We start from the raw sequence: 15,042 nt of genomic DNA, 5'->3' as shown, positions 1-15,042 counted from the left end.
CCGCAGGCTCACACCGCCTGTGCTTCGAGCAGGCCGGTCAACACGCCCGCCAGCGCTCGTACCATCGGATCGGCCGTCTGGCGATGCAGAATCAGAATCTCGTAGCTGTCGATCACCGGCAGGCCGTCCGCCTCGCCGAGCACCCGGTGCTCGGCGGTGACGGCGCGTGGCGGCAGCAGGCTGATGCCCATGCCGTCGGCCACGGCGGCCTGAATGCCGCTGAGGCTGGAGCTGGTGAACGCGATGCGCCAGCGCCGGCCCAGGCTCTCTACTGCGCTGATGATTTCGTCGCGGTACAGCCCGCGTGGCGGAAAGGTCACCAGCGGGATCGGGTCCAGCGCCAGGGCCGGGTTGTGTGCGCTGTCGATCCAGCGCAATTGCTCCGGCCAGCTGGCCACCCCTTCGCGACCGTTGCGCCGCTGCTTGAGCAGCACCAGGTCGAGCTCGCCGTTGTCGTAGCTCTGGCTGAGGTCGCGGCACAGGCCGCTGGTGACTTCGAGCTTGACCTGCGGGTGCTTGCGGTTGAACGCCGACAGCGCGTTGGTGGTGCGCCCGCCAACGAAGTCTTCCGGGACGCCCAGGCGCAGGGTCACGCCGACCGTGGCGCCGGCCAGGGCTTCGAGCATCTGGTCGTTGAGGGCGAGCATGTGGCGGGCATAGCCGAGCAGGGTCTGGCCGGCGTCGGTGGGCAGCACCTCGCGATTGCCGCGCTCGAGCAGGCGGTGACCGACCATCTCCTCGAGGCGCCGGACCTTCTGGCTGATGGTCGACTGGGTGGAATGCAGGCGCGTGGCCGCTGTGGTGAAACTGCCGCAGTCGGCCACCACCACGATGGCGCGCAGCAGGTCGAGGTCGAACAGAGACCTGTTGGGTTTGAGGCTGAGGCTCATGGCGGGATTCAGGTTTTGAATGGGTAGGCGGTTTTCTAGCATGTGCCGGGGGGTTGGGCAAATGCGCGAACCTGCAGGAGCCGGCCTAGCCGGCCAAAGGGTTGGGTTACCCCAGCAGGTTCGGCACAGACGAAATCAGCAGCGAGACACCCGAGGCAGTCAGCAAGCCCAGCACGATGCGGCGAAACTGCAGGTCGCTGATGCCGATGTACAGGCGCGTACCAAGGAAGGTCGGAATCAGCATGGCCGGCGCGACGATGGCGAAGAACGGCAGCATGTCCACCGTAACGATGCCGGTGCCCAGATAGGTGAGCATGGTCACGAACAGCATCGACAGGTTGAAGTTCTGGATGATCGAGCGCTGCAGGTCGCGCTCGTAGCCCTTGAGGGTGCACCACAGCGTCGGGACCGTGCCGGTGAAACCGCCAAGCCCACCCATAACGCCACCGATCACACCGATGACGCCATCGACCAGCCGGCCGGCCAGCGGGATTCTCGGCAATCTGCCGGCCAGCAGCATGACCGGGCACCAAGTCACCAGCAGGGCCCCGAGCAAGGTCTTGAACCAGTGCATGTCCAGGTTGGGCAACAGCGCAACACCCAGAGGAATGCCGGCCAGGCCACCGAGGATGAAGGGCAGCAGGCGTTGCAGGCTCAAGCCCCGGCGCACCGAGAACGCGGCCACCACCTGCCCGGTGAGGCCGCCGAACACCGCCAGGGTGGCGGCCAGCTTCGGGTCGAGCACCCAGGCCCAGAACGACATCGCGACCATGCTGAAGGCAAAGCCCGAAAGCCCCTGGACGAACCCCGCAACAACGGCCCCGAGAGCGACCACCAGGTAGATCGTGAGCATCTGCAAGACATCCGGGGTGACTGTGAACGAGTTAGCGATGATGCCATCGCGCAGGGGGGGCCTGTCCAGCATGTCAGCCCCCACTGCAACATCGTCACACCGCCAGCAGCACGCCCCACAACGGCAACGCTGCGGCCAGCCAAACCATTGCACGCGGCCAGTACGGCAACAGCATCGCCACCCCGAACCCGGCCAGTGAAATACCGCCAAACCAGGCTACCGGCCCCATCGCCCAGCCCCAGGCCACGCCACTGACCCACAGGCTGATGGCCAGCGCCGACCAGCCCGCCGACCGCAGGGCCACCCTCAACCAGGGTGCAGGTGCCCTGCCCCACACCTGCTTGTAGTGCCGCTCCAGCCCCAGGCACAACGCCAACATACCCACATAGGCAAACACCACCGCGCCGATCATCAGCATGTCATTGCCCCTCCACCGCTACCGTCGCACGCTTGCGCGCAGGTTTTTCTTCACGCGGCGCCACGCAGCGCCATGCCGCATACGCCAGCAACCCACCCAGCACCACGCTGGTGGCCTCCAGCACGCGGTGCGCCGGGTCGTGCTGCGCGGTCAACGCGCCCAGCACCGGCAGGCCGATGCACAGTACCGCGGCCAGCCCCAGCTGCTCGGCCCAGGCGCGCTGCGCCGGGCGCAAACCGGCATGCAGCAGCGACAGCAACCACACCGCGAAGAACGCCTTGACCTCCCAGTTGGCCCGCTGCGCCAGCTCCACCGGCAGCAGGCGGTTGGCCCACAGCAAGCCTGCGCAGGCCAGCATCAGGCCGGCGACGAACGCCACGTTGAAGCTCTCGGCCACCTTGTACCAACGCTGCGCCGACACCGAGGCACTGGCGTACTTGCGCCGGCGCTTGACGCAGAACAGTACCAGCCCGGTGCCGATCATCGCGGTGCTGACCAACGCACACACGAAGTACAGCCAGCGCATCGGATAGCCGCCGAACTGCGCGAAGTGCAGCCCCGCCATCACCCGCTGGGTGAGCACGGCAGGCCGCATGTCGGGCACATCGCGCAGCAGCTCGCCGCTGACGCCGTCGAACACCATGGCCTGCCCCTTGCTCAGGGCGATGCGATACCCCAGGGTCGGGCGCACCTCGATCCGCGCGGCCGCCGTACCGGGGTTGGAGATACCGATGCTGCTGATGGCGCCCAGCCGCTCTTGCGCGCTGGCCAGTACCGGGGCCAGGTCCACCAGTGCGGCTGGCTGCTTGAGCGCCGCGCGCGGCGTGAGCAGACGCTGCTCGCCCTGGGCCTTGTAGTACGCCTGGTTGTCACCCTCGAACAGCGCATCCACCGCCGCCGGCATGTAGATCAGCAAAAAGATCACCAGCCCGGTGTAGGTGATCATCAGGTGAAACGGCAACAGCAGCACCGCGCTGGCGTTGTGAAAATCCAGCCACGAGCGCTGGCCCTTGCCGGGGCGGAAGGTGAAGAACTCCTTGAAGATCTTCTTGTGGATCACGATGCCGCTGACCAGCCCCACCAGCATCACGATTGCCAGGGCACCGACCACGAAGATGCCCCAGTTGCGCGGCAGGTTCAGGGTGAAGTGAAAGCGGAAGAAGAAGCTGCCGCCGGCCGTTTCGCGCACCTCGATCGGCTCGCCGGTATGCGGGTCGAGCGCGGTGCCGCCACCGCGTCGACGCTCGCCGGACGCTACCTGCAAACCGGGCGAACGTGCATCCGGCAGGCTGATGTTCCAGTTGCTGGCGCCCGGTGCATGCTGGGTCAGGTAGGCCAGCCCGCGTTGCGCGGCCTGCAACTGGGTGAGGTCGTGGCTGCGCACCTCGGGGCGCATCCAGTTGTCGATTTCGCTGTCGAACACCGCCAGCGTACCGGTGGCGAATATCGCGAACAGAAGCCAGCCGAAGATCAGGCCGGCCCAGGTGTGCAGCCACGCCATGGATTGGGTGAAGGTATTTTTCATCTCACAGGCTCCACAACTGCGGCCAGAAGCCGACCGCCGCCAACGGCACCGCCAGCGCCGCCGGCCACCACGCACGCAGGGCATCGCGACTGGCGAAGGCCCACAGGAACGCGCAGGTGTAGAACGCAAAGGACGGCAGGCTGGCCACGATCACCGCATCCACCGCAGGCATTGGCAGCACACGGGCCAGAAAAGCCGTGGCCGCATAGCTGAATGCATAGCCGCCCAGCAAGGCGGCTGCCGCGCGCGACACAATCAACAACCAGACCGGTCGGGTGTTGCTCATCAGGTTTCTCCTTGTGCTGCCGCTGGCAGGCGCAGGTTCACGCGCAGGCCCGGCTTGAGGTTCTGTGCCCATACCTGGCCGCCCTGCAACTGCACCCGGCAACGGGCGATCGTCAGGCCCAGGCCGAAGCCGTCGCCGCCCGGGCGTGCGGCGTCGAGTCGGGTGAAGGGTTGGAAGATGGTCTCCAGCGCAGCCTCGGCCACGCCGGGGCCCTGGTCGTCGATCCACAGGTGCCAGCAATCGCCATCGCGCCGGCCGCCCAGGCGCACCTGCCCGTTGGCAGGCGAATGGCGGATGGCATTGCGCACGATGTTTTCCATCGCCTGGGCCAGGCCGTTGAGGTGGCCGCGCACCAGGCAGTCTTCGGTGAGCGCCATGGGCAGTTGCCCCTCGCGCCAGCCGGACTCGAAACAGGCGTTCTCGCGTACCACCTCCCACAGGGTCTGCACCTCGACCGTGTCCAGCGCCAGTTGCGGGCGCTCGGTGCCGAGCCACACCAGCTCCAGGGTGTCGTCGACCAGCTGGCGCATGCACTGCACCTCGCGGGTCAGGCGCTCGCGCAACACGTCATCGTCGGGCTCGTTTTCGGCGGCCATGTGCAGGCGCGTCAACGGCGTGCGCAACTCGTGGGACAGGTCGGCGAGCAGGCGCTGCTGCAGCGACACGGTCTTTTCGAGGCGCTCGGCCATGTGGTCGAAGGCCCGCCCCAGATCGCCCAGTTCGTCGCTACGCCGGGAAATCGCCGGGTCGACCCGGGTGTCCAGGCGGTCGGCACGCAGGGCATTGGCCTGGGCGCGCAGGTGCGCCAGCGGGCCGATCAGCACGCGGTACAGCAGAAAGCCCGCCAGCAGTGCCAACAGCGCCGGCAGCAGCCCGTGGATCAGCAGTTGCACCAGCAGTGGACGCATCGACGGCATGAAGCGCTCGGGCAACTGGATCACCAGCCTGCCGGCCTGGGGCGCCTCGGGGAACGGCACGCTGATCGCCGGCAGCTCGGTGGAGCGCTTGCTCATGGGCCAGTCGAGCTCGCGCATGAACGTCACGTACTTCTGCTGCTCATCGGTCAGCGTCTGGCTGCTCAACGAGCGCAGGTCGCTGCCCAGCACCAGCGCCCAGCCCGGCTCGCGGATCTTCAGGTCGGCCAGCCACCGGTCGACGCCTGGCGTGCCGCCGCTGCGCCACGCCGCGTGGGCCTCCACGGCATAGCCCTTGAGCACCTGGCGCGCCTCCTCGCTCAGGTGATAGCTCCTGCGCTCCAGGTGCGCACCGCCCGAGCGGCTGAACCAGATGATCGACAGGCACAGCACCACCAGCAGCGCGCACAGTTTCCACAGCAGCGAGTGACGTCCGGGCAAGCTCATGCCGGCACCTGTGTCAGCACGTAGCCCTTGCCCCATACCGTGGCCAGGCGGCCGGCATAGCCGATGGCGGCCAGCTTGCGGCGCACGTGGCTGACGTGCATGTCCAGCACGCGGTCCTGCTGGGAGAACGGCCTGTGCAGCACCTGCTGGTAGAGGAACGGCTTGCTCAGCACTTCCTCGGGGTGCGCCAGCAGCACTTGCATCAGGCGGTACTCGATGGGGGTGAAGCTGGCCACCGCGGCGCCCAGCTGCATGTCCTGGCGCATGTCCTTGCGCAGCGCCGCCGGCTCGCCCTGCGCGCCTTCCGGCGCGGCCCGCTCATAGGCAACCCGGCGCAGCACCGCATCGATGCGCACGTCCATCTCGTTCATGCTGAACGGCTTGGGCAGGTAGTCGTCGGCGCCCTGGCTGAAGCCGACGATGCGGTCCTGCTCGGCACCCAGTGCCGACATCAGGATCACCGGCACCATGAACCGCTCGCGCAGTTCACCCAGCAGTTGCAGGCCGTCGCGACCGGGCAGGAGGATGTCCATGAGGATCAGGTCGAAGGCCGTCCAGGCCTGCAGGTCGGTGCTGTCGTCCACGCCATGACAGACGCTCACATCGAAACCGCGGCGACGCAGGTGCTGTTCCAGATGGGCCGCCAGCAGCGGATCGTCCTCGACGGCCAGAATCTTCGTGGCAGGTTGTGCTGATAGATAACTCACGCTTCACCTTGGGTAGTACGGGTGTAGAGGGCCTGAAAACACAAAAAAGCCGCCCCGGGCCGATCGATGCGCGATCGACCCGGGGCAGCCTGTAGGCAATGGCGGCTCAGAACGAGATGTTCAGTGCCGCGAACAGCGCCCGGCCCGGCTGGTTGTAGGTGTTGGCGCCCGAACTGCTGGCGTTGCCACCCCGGTGGATCTGCTTGTCGAACACGTTGTTCACGCCAAAGCGCACGTCGTAGTTCTTGGTGATCTTGTAGCCGGTGCTCACATCGACCAGGCCGTAGGCTTCGACGTCCTGCTGGGCATCCAGGTCGTAGTTCTGCTGGGTGCGGTAGTTGTAGGTCGGCGACTTCTGCTTGCCGAAATAGGTACCGGCGACCTGGAACGACAGCTTGTCGGTGGCACGCCAGTCCAGGGTGCTGTTGACCGTGTACTTGGGAATCACGCTCAGCGGCTCGCCGGTGTCGCGGTTGTCGTTGTTGAGCATCAGGGTGAGGTTGGTGTTCCAGTCCAGCGACGGGGTCAGCTCGACGAAGAAGTTGCCTTCCACCCCTTCCACCAATGCCTTGCCGGCGTTTTCCCAATGGGTCACGCGGCGACCGCTGTTGATGTCGTAGATCACGTCGGTGCCACCGATGATCTTGTTCTTGTAGTCGTTGCGAAAGTACGTCGCGCTGGTGCGCCAGGTGCCACGGTCGTAGAGCAGGCCGATTTCCTTGTTGACGCTGGTTTCGGGGTCGAGGTTGGGGTTGCCCTGCAGGTAGCAGCCACCGTTGTTGGTCTGCTGGGTGCTGCAACCGTTGCCCCGGCTGTAGAGCAGGTAGTTGGGGTTGGCCTGGTACAGGTTCGGGGTCTTGTAGGCCCGTGCGATACCGCCCTTGACGGTGAGGTCGTCGGTGAGCTTGTGCGCCACGTTCAGGCTCGGGCTGTAGTTGTCGCCGAACTCTTCGTGGTGGTCCAGGCGCAGGCCCGGGGTGATGGTGGTGTCGCCGATCACGATGTTGTCTTCGGCGAACAGGGCAAAGCTCTTGGCCGACATCTTCGAGTCGCTGCGATCGAAGCCTGCGATTTCATTGCCGGCACCACCGCTGGGGTCGAAGCTTTGCGGACGCAGCGAGCCCTTGTCGTTGAGCACTTCGTACAGGTACTCGCCACCCAGGGTCAGCACATGTTCGCTGCTGTCGAGGCTGAACGGCAGGTTCACTTCGCTGGACAGGCGCGTGTTGCGCAGGCGCGACATGTCGGCACCGGTGTCGTTGATCGAGCCTTCCGGGCCACCGGCCAGACCTTCGTTGAGGCGCCAGTTGCGCACGTATTCATACGACAGCGACGACTTGGTCGAGCCCCACTGGAAGTCGCCCAGGTGCGTGAGGTCGTAGGTGCTGCGTTGCATCACGTTGGTTTCGTGGCCGTACAGGCTGGAGATGCGCTCCACGTCACCGCCGCCGTTGCTGTTCATGGTGTCGCCGGCGTAGATGTTGCCCTGGCGGCTGTAGCCGCTGCCCAGCTCCAGGCGGTGTTCATCGTTCAGGCGCCAGCTGAGCAGGCCGTTGATGTCCTTGTTGCGCACGCCTTCGCGGCCGGCCACCAGCGCGCTGTTGGCGCTCTTGGCGTTGATGTCCAGGTCATCGGCGTCGGTCTTGGCCAGGCCGCCATACACACGGAACGCCAGGTCGTCGGTGAGGCCGCCGCTGAGGCTGAAGTTGGTGCGCTTGCTGGCGCCTTCGGCGTGGTCTTCGGGCAGCGTGGTGAACAGGCTGACGTTGCCCTGCAGCTCCTGGGTGGGGCGCTTGGTGATGATGTTGACCACCCCGCCCATGGCGCCGGAGCCATAGCGTGCAGCAGCCGGGCCGCGCAGGATCTCGATGCGCTCCACCGCCTCGGCCGGTACCCAGTTGGTTTCGCCGCGGGTGTCGCGGTCGCCGTTCCAGCCGTAGCGCACTGCGTTGCGGGCGCTGGAGGGCTTGCCGTCGATCAGGATCAGGGTGTTTTCCGGGCCCATGCCGCGCAGGTCGATCTGGCGGTTGTTGCCGCGCGCGCCGCTGGCGCTGTTGCCGGTGAGGTTGACCCCCGGTTCGCGACGGATGATGTCGGACAGGTCGTTGGCGGGCGGGTGACGCTTGATGTCCTCGGCGGTGATAATCGAAGAGCCCAGTGCCTGCTTGGCTTCCTGCTCGGCGGTGACCATGGTGTTCTGGATCACCAGGGTGTTCTCGCCGTTCTGCTCGTCATCGGCCTGGGCCGAGGTGGCAATCAGGGCCGGCGATGACAGCGCGACAAAGGCCCAGGCCAGGCTGTTGGGGGTACTTCTGGACTGCATTTCACGTCTCCGTCACATCAAGCACAAGGGCAGCCTGCACGGCAGGGCTGCCACAAAGAGACGCCAAATATAATGATTCTCAAATGGGTTTAAATCTTATTTACGAAATTTACATATGGTTCCGCCTGGGCTGATAACCAATCTGTCTAATTTAATAAACAAACCATCAGTCATCACCCGCGAAAAAACGGAAAAATCGGCAATTTTGCGTTTTATCTGCGAGCACCCCGCCTCAAAGTGGAAATATTAATTGACACTTGTCTGTCAATTTTCTTATGGTCCTTGCCTCCTGTATGCCATCACTGCGCCACCCCTGCCGAGCACCGCCCAACGATGCCCACCCGCGATCCAGAGCGGGCCGTTGCTGCTCGACACCGTGAAATCAAGGACCTGATCATGTTGCTGCGTCGCCTGCGAATTCAATGGAAGATCACCTTGCTGGCGGGCCTGTGCCTGCTGGCCGTCGTGGTGGTGCTGATGGTGGCGACACGGGTGCAGTCCTCGCGCAGCGCCACGCTGGTGAGCAGCGCCAGCACCCAGATGCTCGACCAGAACGCGCGCCTGCGCCTGCACACCTACGCGCAGCTGCAGGCGGCGCAGATCCAGCGCTACTTCCAGAGCGCCTACCTGTACGGCAACGGTTTTGCAGACCTGGTGATGTACCTTCGCGCCCAGGGCAATGGCGACCTGCGCCAGGCCCTGACCCGCGAAACCGAACGGGCGCTGGGCAACAACCCCGAACTGCTCGGGCTGTACCTGGTGTTCCTGCCCGATGCGCTGGACGGCAAGGACGCGGCCTTCGTCAACCAGGCCGGCGCGGGCAGCAACGAGGCCGGACGGTTCTCGTTGTACTGGTCGCAGCCCAGCCCCGGCACCCTGGAGCGCGAGGCGATGCCTGAATCGATGCTCGCCGACACCAGCGTCTCGGCCAATGGCTCGGTCTCCAATCGCTGGCTGACCTGCACTCTGGAGAGCGGTGACACCTGCATGGTGGAGCCCTACTTCGACACCGTGGGCGACCGCACCCCGCTGACCACCAGCATCTCCATCCCTCTCAAGCACAACGGCAAGCTGATCGGCGTGCTGGGTGTGGACATCAGCCTGGACAACCTGCAGCTGCTGAGCCTGGAGGGACGCAAGGACCTGTTCGACGGCAACGGGCAGGTGAGCATCGTCAGCGCGACCGGCCTGCTGGCCGGGCACAGCGAGGACAGCGGCCAGTTGAGCAAGCACTTCGAGCAGGTGTTCGGCACCGACTCCAGGGCCCTGGCCGAACAGATGCGTGCCGGCAAGGCGGCCGAATTCAACGACAACGGCCTGCTGCAGGTGAGCCAGTCGTTCGCCCCGGTGCCCGGTGCCCAGCCGTGGAGCGTGCTGCTGGAGGTGCCCGAGCAGGTGCTGCGTGCGCCGGCCGTGGCACTCAACAATCGCCTGGACACCTACAATGCCAGCGCCAACCTCAGCAGCCTGTTGATGGCACTGGTGGCCGCGGTGGTGGGGTTGCTGGTGATCTGGCTGACCGCGCGCGGCGTGACCCGCCCGATACTGGACGTGGCGGCGATGCTCAAGGACATCGCCAGTGGCGAGGGCGACCTGACCCGGCGCCTGGAGTATGCGGGCAAGGACGAGCTGGGTGAGCTGGCGGGCTGGTTCAACCGGTTTCTCGACAAGCTGCAGCCGGTGATTGCCGACGTGAAGGCCTCGGTGCACGACGCACGCGGCACCGCCGACCAGTCGGCGGCACTGGCCAGCCAGACCAGCGCCGGCATGCATCAGCAGTACCGCGAGGTGGACCAGGTGGCGACGGCGTCGCACGAGATGAGCGCGACTGCGCAGGATGTGGCGCGCAACGCCGCGCAGGCTGCCGAGGCTGCGCGCGGCGCCGACCATGCCAGCCGCGAAGGCCTGGAGCTTATTGGCGACACCACCCGCGCCATCGAACAACTGGCCGGCGAGATGACCACCAGCATGCAGGAGGTGGAACACCTGGCCACGCGCAGCGAGCAGATCGGCTCGGTGCTGGACGTGATCCGTTCGATTGCCGGGCAGACCAACCTGCTGGCATTGAATGCCGCCATCGAGGCAGCGCGGGCGGGGGAAGCCGGGCGTGGCTTTGCGGTGGTGGCCGATGAAGTGCGCAACCTGGCCAAGCGCACCCAGGACTCGGTGGACGAGATTCGCGTCGATATAGAAGGGTTGCAGCAAGGCACCCGCGAGGTGGTGGAGGCCATGCACAACAGCCACCGCCAGGCGCAGGACAGCGCGGCGCGTGTGGAGCAGGCATTGCCGGCCCTGCAGCGCATTGGCGATGCGGTGGCGGTGATCACCGACATGAACCTGCAGATCGCTTCGGCGGCGGAGGAACAGAGTGCCGTGGCCGAGGAAGTGAACCGCAACGTGGCGAGCATTCGCGACGTGACCGAATCGTTGTCCGGGCAAGCCGAGGAATCGGCGCAGATCAGCCAGACACTCAACCGGCTGGCCAATCATCAGCAGGGGCTGATGGCGATGTTCAGGGTGTGATGGGGTTGGCGAGGCGCAACGGTTTAGGCGTGAATACGGTCGGCGGCGTGCGATGACGAAAAATATACTAATCTCTGAGACACAAAGAGAATATTTTTTCTATAAGCACCAAACAAACCGAACAACAGTCAAAAATTTTCTCCGTCATCGTCGGTAGGCTACCTACCTGCCCTTCACGTGCACAAAAAGACGATGACCATGCCAGAACTACCGCTGTACCTCGACTACGCCGCTACTACTCCGGTCGATGACCGGGTGATCGAAGCCATGCTGGCCTGCCTCGGCCGCCAGGGCAATTTCGGCAACCCCGCCTCCACTGGCCACGGCTATGGCCAGGCCGCCCGACAGGCCGTGGACCACGCGCGCCAGCAAGTGGCCGACCGGGTTGGCGCTACCGCAGACGCCCTTGTATGGACCTCGGGCGCCACCGAGTCCAACAACCTGGCCCTCAAAGGCATTGCCCAGGGCCAGCCTGGGCGCCGTCACCTGATCACCAGTTGCGTGGAGCACAAGGCGGTGATCGACACCGCCCATGAACTGGAGCGCCAGGGCCACACGGTCACCTGGCTCAAGCCCGATGCACAGGGGCTGATCCAGCCCGAGGCCGTGCAGGCGGCCTTGCGCGAGGACACCGCACTGGTGTCGTTGATGTGGGTGAACAACGAACTCGGCACCCTCACCGACATCGCCCGCATCGGCGACATCGTGCGCGAACACGGCGCACTGCTGCACGTGGACGCGGCGCAGGCGGTGGGCAAGGTGGCCATCGACCTGGGCACGCTGGCGGTCGACCTGATGTCGTTTTCGGCGCACAAGGTCTATGGGCCCAAAGGCATCGGTGCGCTCTACGTCGGCCCGCGTGCGCGCCCCGTGCTGCAGGCGCAGATGCATGGCGGCGGGCACGAGGGCGGTATGCGCTCGGGTACGCTGGCTACGCATCAGATTGTGGGCATGGGCGCGGCGTTCGAGCTGGCGGGCGTGCAAGGTGATGCGCAAAGCATGCGCATCGAGCAACTGAGCCAGCGCCTGCGTGAAGGCTTGCTGGCCCTGCCGGGCGTGACCCTGAATGGGTGCGCGCAGCAGCGTGTCCCGCACACCTTGAACCTGTGCATCAGCCGCAGCGGGTTCAACAGCGCGCAGGTGGCCGGCAGCCTGGCGCTGTCGTCGACCTCCGCGTGCAGCTCGGCCACCCAGGCCCCTTCGCATGTGCTGCTGGCACTGGGGCTGGATGCCGGCCAGGCGCTGAGCAGTGTGCGGGTGAGCGTGGGGCGGTACACCGAGATGGCAGATGTGGAGCGGGCAATCGAGGTGTTCAGGGCTGCGCTGCAGGCGCCGGCAGGGTTCTGGTAAAGCGGCCTGCAGGGGCCGGCCTTGCCGGCGATGGTGCGTACAGCACCCCTGGCCCGGCATGGCCGGGCATCGCCAGCAAGGCTGGCTCCTACACCCTTGCCACGGCTTACTCGGCTTGCACGTAAGCCGCCGGTTTGTCGGCCACCCGGTTGCGCTTCACGAAATAGGCCACCACCACCAGCACCGTGGTGGCCGCGATGAACCACAGTTGCAGGCGCGATGCCGGGTCGATGGCCTGGCTGCCGATCACGGCGAGCAGCGCAAGCAGTGCCACGACGTTGGCATAAGGGAAGAACCAGGCGCGGAAGGCCTTGGGGTCGACCGGTTCGTGACGGGTTTTCAGGCGCATGGCCAGGTGGGCAATGATGATGAAGATCCACACGATCATCACGAAGGTGCCGCTGCTCTTGGCCAGGGTCATGAACAGGTCGCCGCCGCTGAGAAAGTGCACGGTCAGAATCGTCAGGCAGATGCACAGGCTGAGCAGCAAGGCATTGAGCGGCACGCCCTTGGCCGTGGTGTGCGAGAACAGCTTGGGCGCATGCCCACGCTGGCTCAGGGAGAACAGCATGCGCGAGTTGGAGAACATGAACGAGTTCATCACCGACATGAACGAGACGAACAGCACGATCTTCATCGCCACCGCCGCGCCACCGAACCCGGCCAGGGTGAACAGCGACACATAGGGCGACGCCAGGTTGGCCTTGTCGGTCCACGGCAGGCACAGGATCAGGATCGACACCGAGCCCACGTAGAACAGCATCACGCGCAGGATCACGCTCTTGATCGCGCGGATCACGTTGCGGCGCGGGTTCTCGGACTCGCCAGCCGCCACGGCGGCGATTTCACTGCCGCCCAGCGAGAAGATCACCACGATCACCCCCGCCATCACCGGCGACAGGCCATTGGGCATGAAGCCGTCGTGCGCGGTCAGGTTCACCAGGCCAGGGGACGGGATGTCGCTGTGCAGGCCGAGCAGTATCGACACGCCCAGCAGCATGAAGATGAGGATGGTGGCGACCTTCAGCGCGGCCAGCCAGTACTCCACTTCGGCGAACGACTTCACCGAGTAGGCGTTGCTCGCCATCAGGGTCACCAGCATGATGAACGCGCCCGCCCAGATCGGCAGCCAGGGCAGAAAATCATGCAGGATGGCGCCCAGCAGCACGGCCTCCAGGGTGATCGTCATCATCGACTTGAACCAGTACAGCCAGCCGACGGTAAAGCCGGCCCACTCGCCCAGGTACATGTTGGCGTAGGTGGAGAACGACCCCGCATCGGGGGTGCGGCAGGCCATCTCGCCAAGCATGAACATCACCAGGGTGACCACGATGCCGCCGATGAAATACGACAGGATCGCGGCGGGGCCGGCCGACGCGATCAGCGAGCCGGAGCCCATGAAAAGCCCGGCCCCGATCACGCCCCCCAGCGCGATCATGGTGATGTGACGTTGCTTCAGGCTCTGCTTGAGACTGTTGGATTGCATTTCCTTTACCTCTCTTATTATTGGGAGAAGACGGCAACGTTCTGCAGCGAGATGACGCGTCACGCTTGCAGAAGGCCGCTCCTCACGCAGGCATCGTCATGTGCCTGCGCCGCACGCTTCAGCCTTTTTCAGGCAATGGCTATCAGGGTGGCACCTTGGACGGCAAGGCCGGCTACCTCAAGCGATTTCTGCGCACAACATCCTGCATTTTTTTCCTGAGGGGCTGCAGCGGGTTTGTGGTAGGCGGCGAGCGAGTGGGCCCTGACGGTCATGTGCCGGCAGGGCTCGCAACTATCGGATAAATAAAACTTTATTCACCCGGTTATTACTTGATAACTTCACCTGCCGTGAAGCGGTTGATAACGTTTTAAGTCTCGCGCCCTAAGTAGTACGACTCTCGACCCGGCTCCCCTTCTTTGGTATTCCCCCACCGCGGCTTGCTTGACACACAAGTACCGCCCTCGCAATGCTTGCCCCCAGCAAAACCCCACGATGAATAACAACAATAACAATTGAACAAGGAGTTCGCCGATGCTTGGCTACTATGCGCAATACAGTAGTGTGTACATCACCACCCTGATGATCGTGACCACGCTGTTCTTCGCCCTGCCGATCTTCATTGCGCCACTCACCTGGGCGCGCCTGATGCAATGGACCATCCCGGAACATACCCACCTGGCCATCTATTTCGGCCGCTGCCTGGGCGCGTTCATTCTGGTGGTTGAGGTGGCCATGTTGCGCTCGGCCACCACCGGCACCAGTTTCAGTTATGCCTTCGACATACTCTTCGTGGTATTCACCCTGATGTTTGTGGTGCATGTCTATGGCGCGATAAAACGTATTCAGCCTATTACCGAAACACTGGAAATCGGCTTCTGGATGATTCTGTTCGTATTGAACATGCTGTTCTACCCCACCACCAGCATTACCCTTTAATACCTGACCCAGCCACTTGAAGGCTGACGCCACCGCGGCGTCGGCCTCTGTGTGCCTGCCCGTCGTCTGTCAACTTTTATTCAGGAATTGAAGATGCTCGATACCGAGGAAGCCCGTTCGCACGCCGCCTTGATGGATCTGGTGCGTCAACTGCTGGAGCAGGCGACCGGTGTCGAGGCCCACACCCTGTACAACGATGCGCCCTTCCATGAGATCGGCCTCACGTCGCTGGCCATCCTGAATTTCAACGAGCTGATCCAACCCCTCTTCGCCGACCTGAACAAGACCCTGCTGTTCGACTGCCGCTGCATCCGCGACGTTGCCACGCACCTGCTGCGCGAGCATCCGCAGGCCAGCGCCAGCTACCTGCAGGGCCGCCCGCCC

General features: G+C 64.7%; 13 protein-coding genes and 1 pseudogene. 5 read left to right on the top strand and 9 right to left on the bottom strand.

Features of this window, described 5'->3' with window-relative positions; all coding sequences use genetic code 11:
* Positions 1-8 precede the first annotated feature (8 nt).
* From JZZ72_RS24070 to JZZ72_RS24035, 8 genes are all read right to left on the bottom strand, one after another.
* On the bottom strand, positions 9-890 hold the full coding sequence (locus JZZ72_RS24070; RefSeq protein WP_043861159.1) for a LysR substrate-binding domain-containing protein: 882 nt from the start codon (positions 888-890) through the stop codon (positions 9-11).
* Positions 891-996: 106 nt separating this feature from the next.
* Positions 997-1,815 carry a sulfite exporter TauE/SafE family protein gene (locus JZZ72_RS24065; protein ID WP_231390634.1) on the bottom strand — a complete coding sequence of 273 codons (819 nt, stop codon included), beginning with the start codon at positions 1,813-1,815 and terminating at the stop codon, positions 997-999.
* A 22-nt stretch (positions 1,816-1,837) separates the two neighbouring features.
* The gene (locus JZZ72_RS24060) at positions 1,838-2,161 is read right to left on the bottom strand and encodes a DUF3325 domain-containing protein (RefSeq protein WP_196932462.1); all 324 of its coding nucleotides are present in this window, start codon (positions 2,159-2,161) and stop codon (positions 1,838-1,840) included.
* Between the two features lies 1 nt (position 2,162).
* On the bottom strand, positions 2,163-3,686 hold the full coding sequence (locus JZZ72_RS24055; protein ID WP_210015275.1) for a PepSY-associated TM helix domain-containing protein: 1,524 nt from the start codon (positions 3,684-3,686) through the stop codon (positions 2,163-2,165).
* A gap of 1 nt (position 3,687) precedes the next feature.
* Entirely contained in the window at positions 3,688-3,972 is a 285-nt protein-coding gene (locus JZZ72_RS24050) for a hypothetical protein (RefSeq protein ID WP_043861156.1), read from the bottom strand.
* Positions 3,972-5,333 carry a sensor histidine kinase gene (locus tag JZZ72_RS24045; RefSeq protein ID WP_088515198.1) on the bottom strand — a complete coding sequence of 454 codons (1,362 nt, stop codon included), beginning with the start codon at positions 5,331-5,333 and terminating at the stop codon, positions 3,972-3,974. Before JZZ72_RS24045 ends, JZZ72_RS24050 begins: the two co-directional genes overlap by 1 nt.
* Entirely contained in the window at positions 5,330-6,040 is a 711-nt protein-coding gene (locus tag JZZ72_RS24040) for a response regulator transcription factor (protein WP_104572668.1), read from the bottom strand. Before JZZ72_RS24040 ends, JZZ72_RS24045 begins: the two co-directional genes overlap by 4 nt.
* 106 nt (positions 6,041-6,146) lie before the next feature.
* The gene (locus JZZ72_RS24035; protein ID WP_043861153.1) at positions 6,147-8,363 is read right to left on the bottom strand and encodes a TonB-dependent siderophore receptor; all 2,217 of its coding nucleotides are present in this window, start codon (positions 8,361-8,363) and stop codon (positions 6,147-6,149) included.
* Between the two features lie 333 nt (positions 8,364-8,696).
* On the opposite strand from JZZ72_RS24035, the pseudogene JZZ72_RS28355 reads away from it, so the two are divergent.
* The 3 genes and pseudogenes from JZZ72_RS28355 to JZZ72_RS24025 all read left to right on the top strand — a co-directional run.
* Positions 8,697-10,028: pseudogene (locus JZZ72_RS28355) on the top strand (PDC sensor domain-containing protein); the annotation flags it as partial.
* Between the two features lie 102 nt (positions 10,029-10,130).
* Positions 10,131-10,886 carry a methyl-accepting chemotaxis protein gene (locus JZZ72_RS28350; RefSeq protein ID WP_370409154.1) on the top strand — a complete coding sequence of 252 codons (756 nt, stop codon included), beginning with the start codon at positions 10,131-10,133 and terminating at the stop codon, positions 10,884-10,886.
* 198 nt (positions 10,887-11,084) lie between these two features.
* Entirely contained in the window at positions 11,085-12,236 is a 1,152-nt protein-coding gene (locus JZZ72_RS24025) for a cysteine desulfurase family protein (protein WP_210015274.1), read from the top strand.
* Positions 12,237-12,342: 106 nt separating this feature from the next.
* On the opposite strand, the gene JZZ72_RS24020 is transcribed toward JZZ72_RS24025, so the two are convergent.
* Complete coding sequence (locus JZZ72_RS24020) at positions 12,343-13,722, bottom strand: amino acid permease (protein WP_043861150.1); 1,380 nt, start codon at positions 13,720-13,722, stop codon at positions 12,343-12,345.
* A gap of 531 nt (positions 13,723-14,253) precedes the next feature.
* Here JZZ72_RS24020 and JZZ72_RS24015 point away from each other — a divergent pair.
* Positions 14,254-14,658 (top strand): hypothetical protein, encoded by a 405-nt coding sequence (locus JZZ72_RS24015; RefSeq protein ID WP_043861149.1) that lies wholly within the window; start codon positions 14,254-14,256, stop codon positions 14,656-14,658.
* 93 nt (positions 14,659-14,751) lie between these two features.
* Positions 14,752-15,042: acyl carrier protein (locus JZZ72_RS24010; protein WP_210015273.1), on the top strand; the 291-nt coding region annotated here is incomplete at its 3' end.

The organism is Pseudomonas palmensis (assembly GCF_017848315.1).
GTDB lineage: Bacteria > Pseudomonadota > Gammaproteobacteria > Pseudomonadales > Pseudomonadaceae > Aquipseudomonas > Aquipseudomonas palmensis.
The sequence above is the reverse complement of the archived record's forward strand: the minus strand, read 5'-3'. Positions and strand labels throughout refer to the sequence as shown.

What these genes read in the sequence shown, in the direction of transcription:
- JZZ72_RS24070 (WP_043861159.1), bottom strand. Translation starts at nt 890, where the DNA reads ATGAGCCTCAGCCTCAAACCCAACAGGTCTCTGTTCGACCTCGACCTG.
- JZZ72_RS24065 (WP_231390634.1), bottom strand. Translation starts at nt 1,815, where the DNA reads ATGCTGGACAGGCCCCCCCTGCGCGATGGCATCATCGCTAACTCGTTC.
- JZZ72_RS24060 (WP_196932462.1), bottom strand. Translation starts at nt 2,161, where the DNA reads ATGCTGATGATCGGCGCGGTGGTGTTTGCCTATGTGGGTATGTTGGCG.
- JZZ72_RS24055 (WP_210015275.1), bottom strand. Translation starts at nt 3,686, where the DNA reads ATGAAAAATACCTTCACCCAATCCATGGCGTGGCTGCACACCTGGGCC.
- JZZ72_RS24050 (WP_043861156.1), bottom strand. Translation starts at nt 3,972, where the DNA reads ATGAGCAACACCCGACCGGTCTGGTTGTTGATTGTGTCGCGCGCGGCA.
- JZZ72_RS24045 (WP_088515198.1), bottom strand. Translation starts at nt 5,333, where the DNA reads ATGAGCTTGCCCGGACGTCACTCGCTGCTGTGGAAACTGTGCGCGCTG.
- JZZ72_RS24035 (WP_043861153.1), bottom strand. Translation starts at nt 8,363, where the DNA reads ATGCAGTCCAGAAGTACCCCCAACAGCCTGGCCTGGGCCTTTGTCGCG.
- JZZ72_RS28350 (WP_370409154.1), top strand. Translation starts at nt 10,131, where the DNA reads ATGCATCAGCAGTACCGCGAGGTGGACCAGGTGGCGACGGCGTCGCAC.
- JZZ72_RS24025 (WP_210015274.1), top strand. Translation starts at nt 11,085, where the DNA reads ATGCCAGAACTACCGCTGTACCTCGACTACGCCGCTACTACTCCGGTC.
- JZZ72_RS24020 (WP_043861150.1), bottom strand. Translation starts at nt 13,722, where the DNA reads ATGCAATCCAACAGTCTCAAGCAGAGCCTGAAGCAACGTCACATCACC.
- JZZ72_RS24015 (WP_043861149.1), top strand. Translation starts at nt 14,254, where the DNA reads ATGCTTGGCTACTATGCGCAATACAGTAGTGTGTACATCACCACCCTG.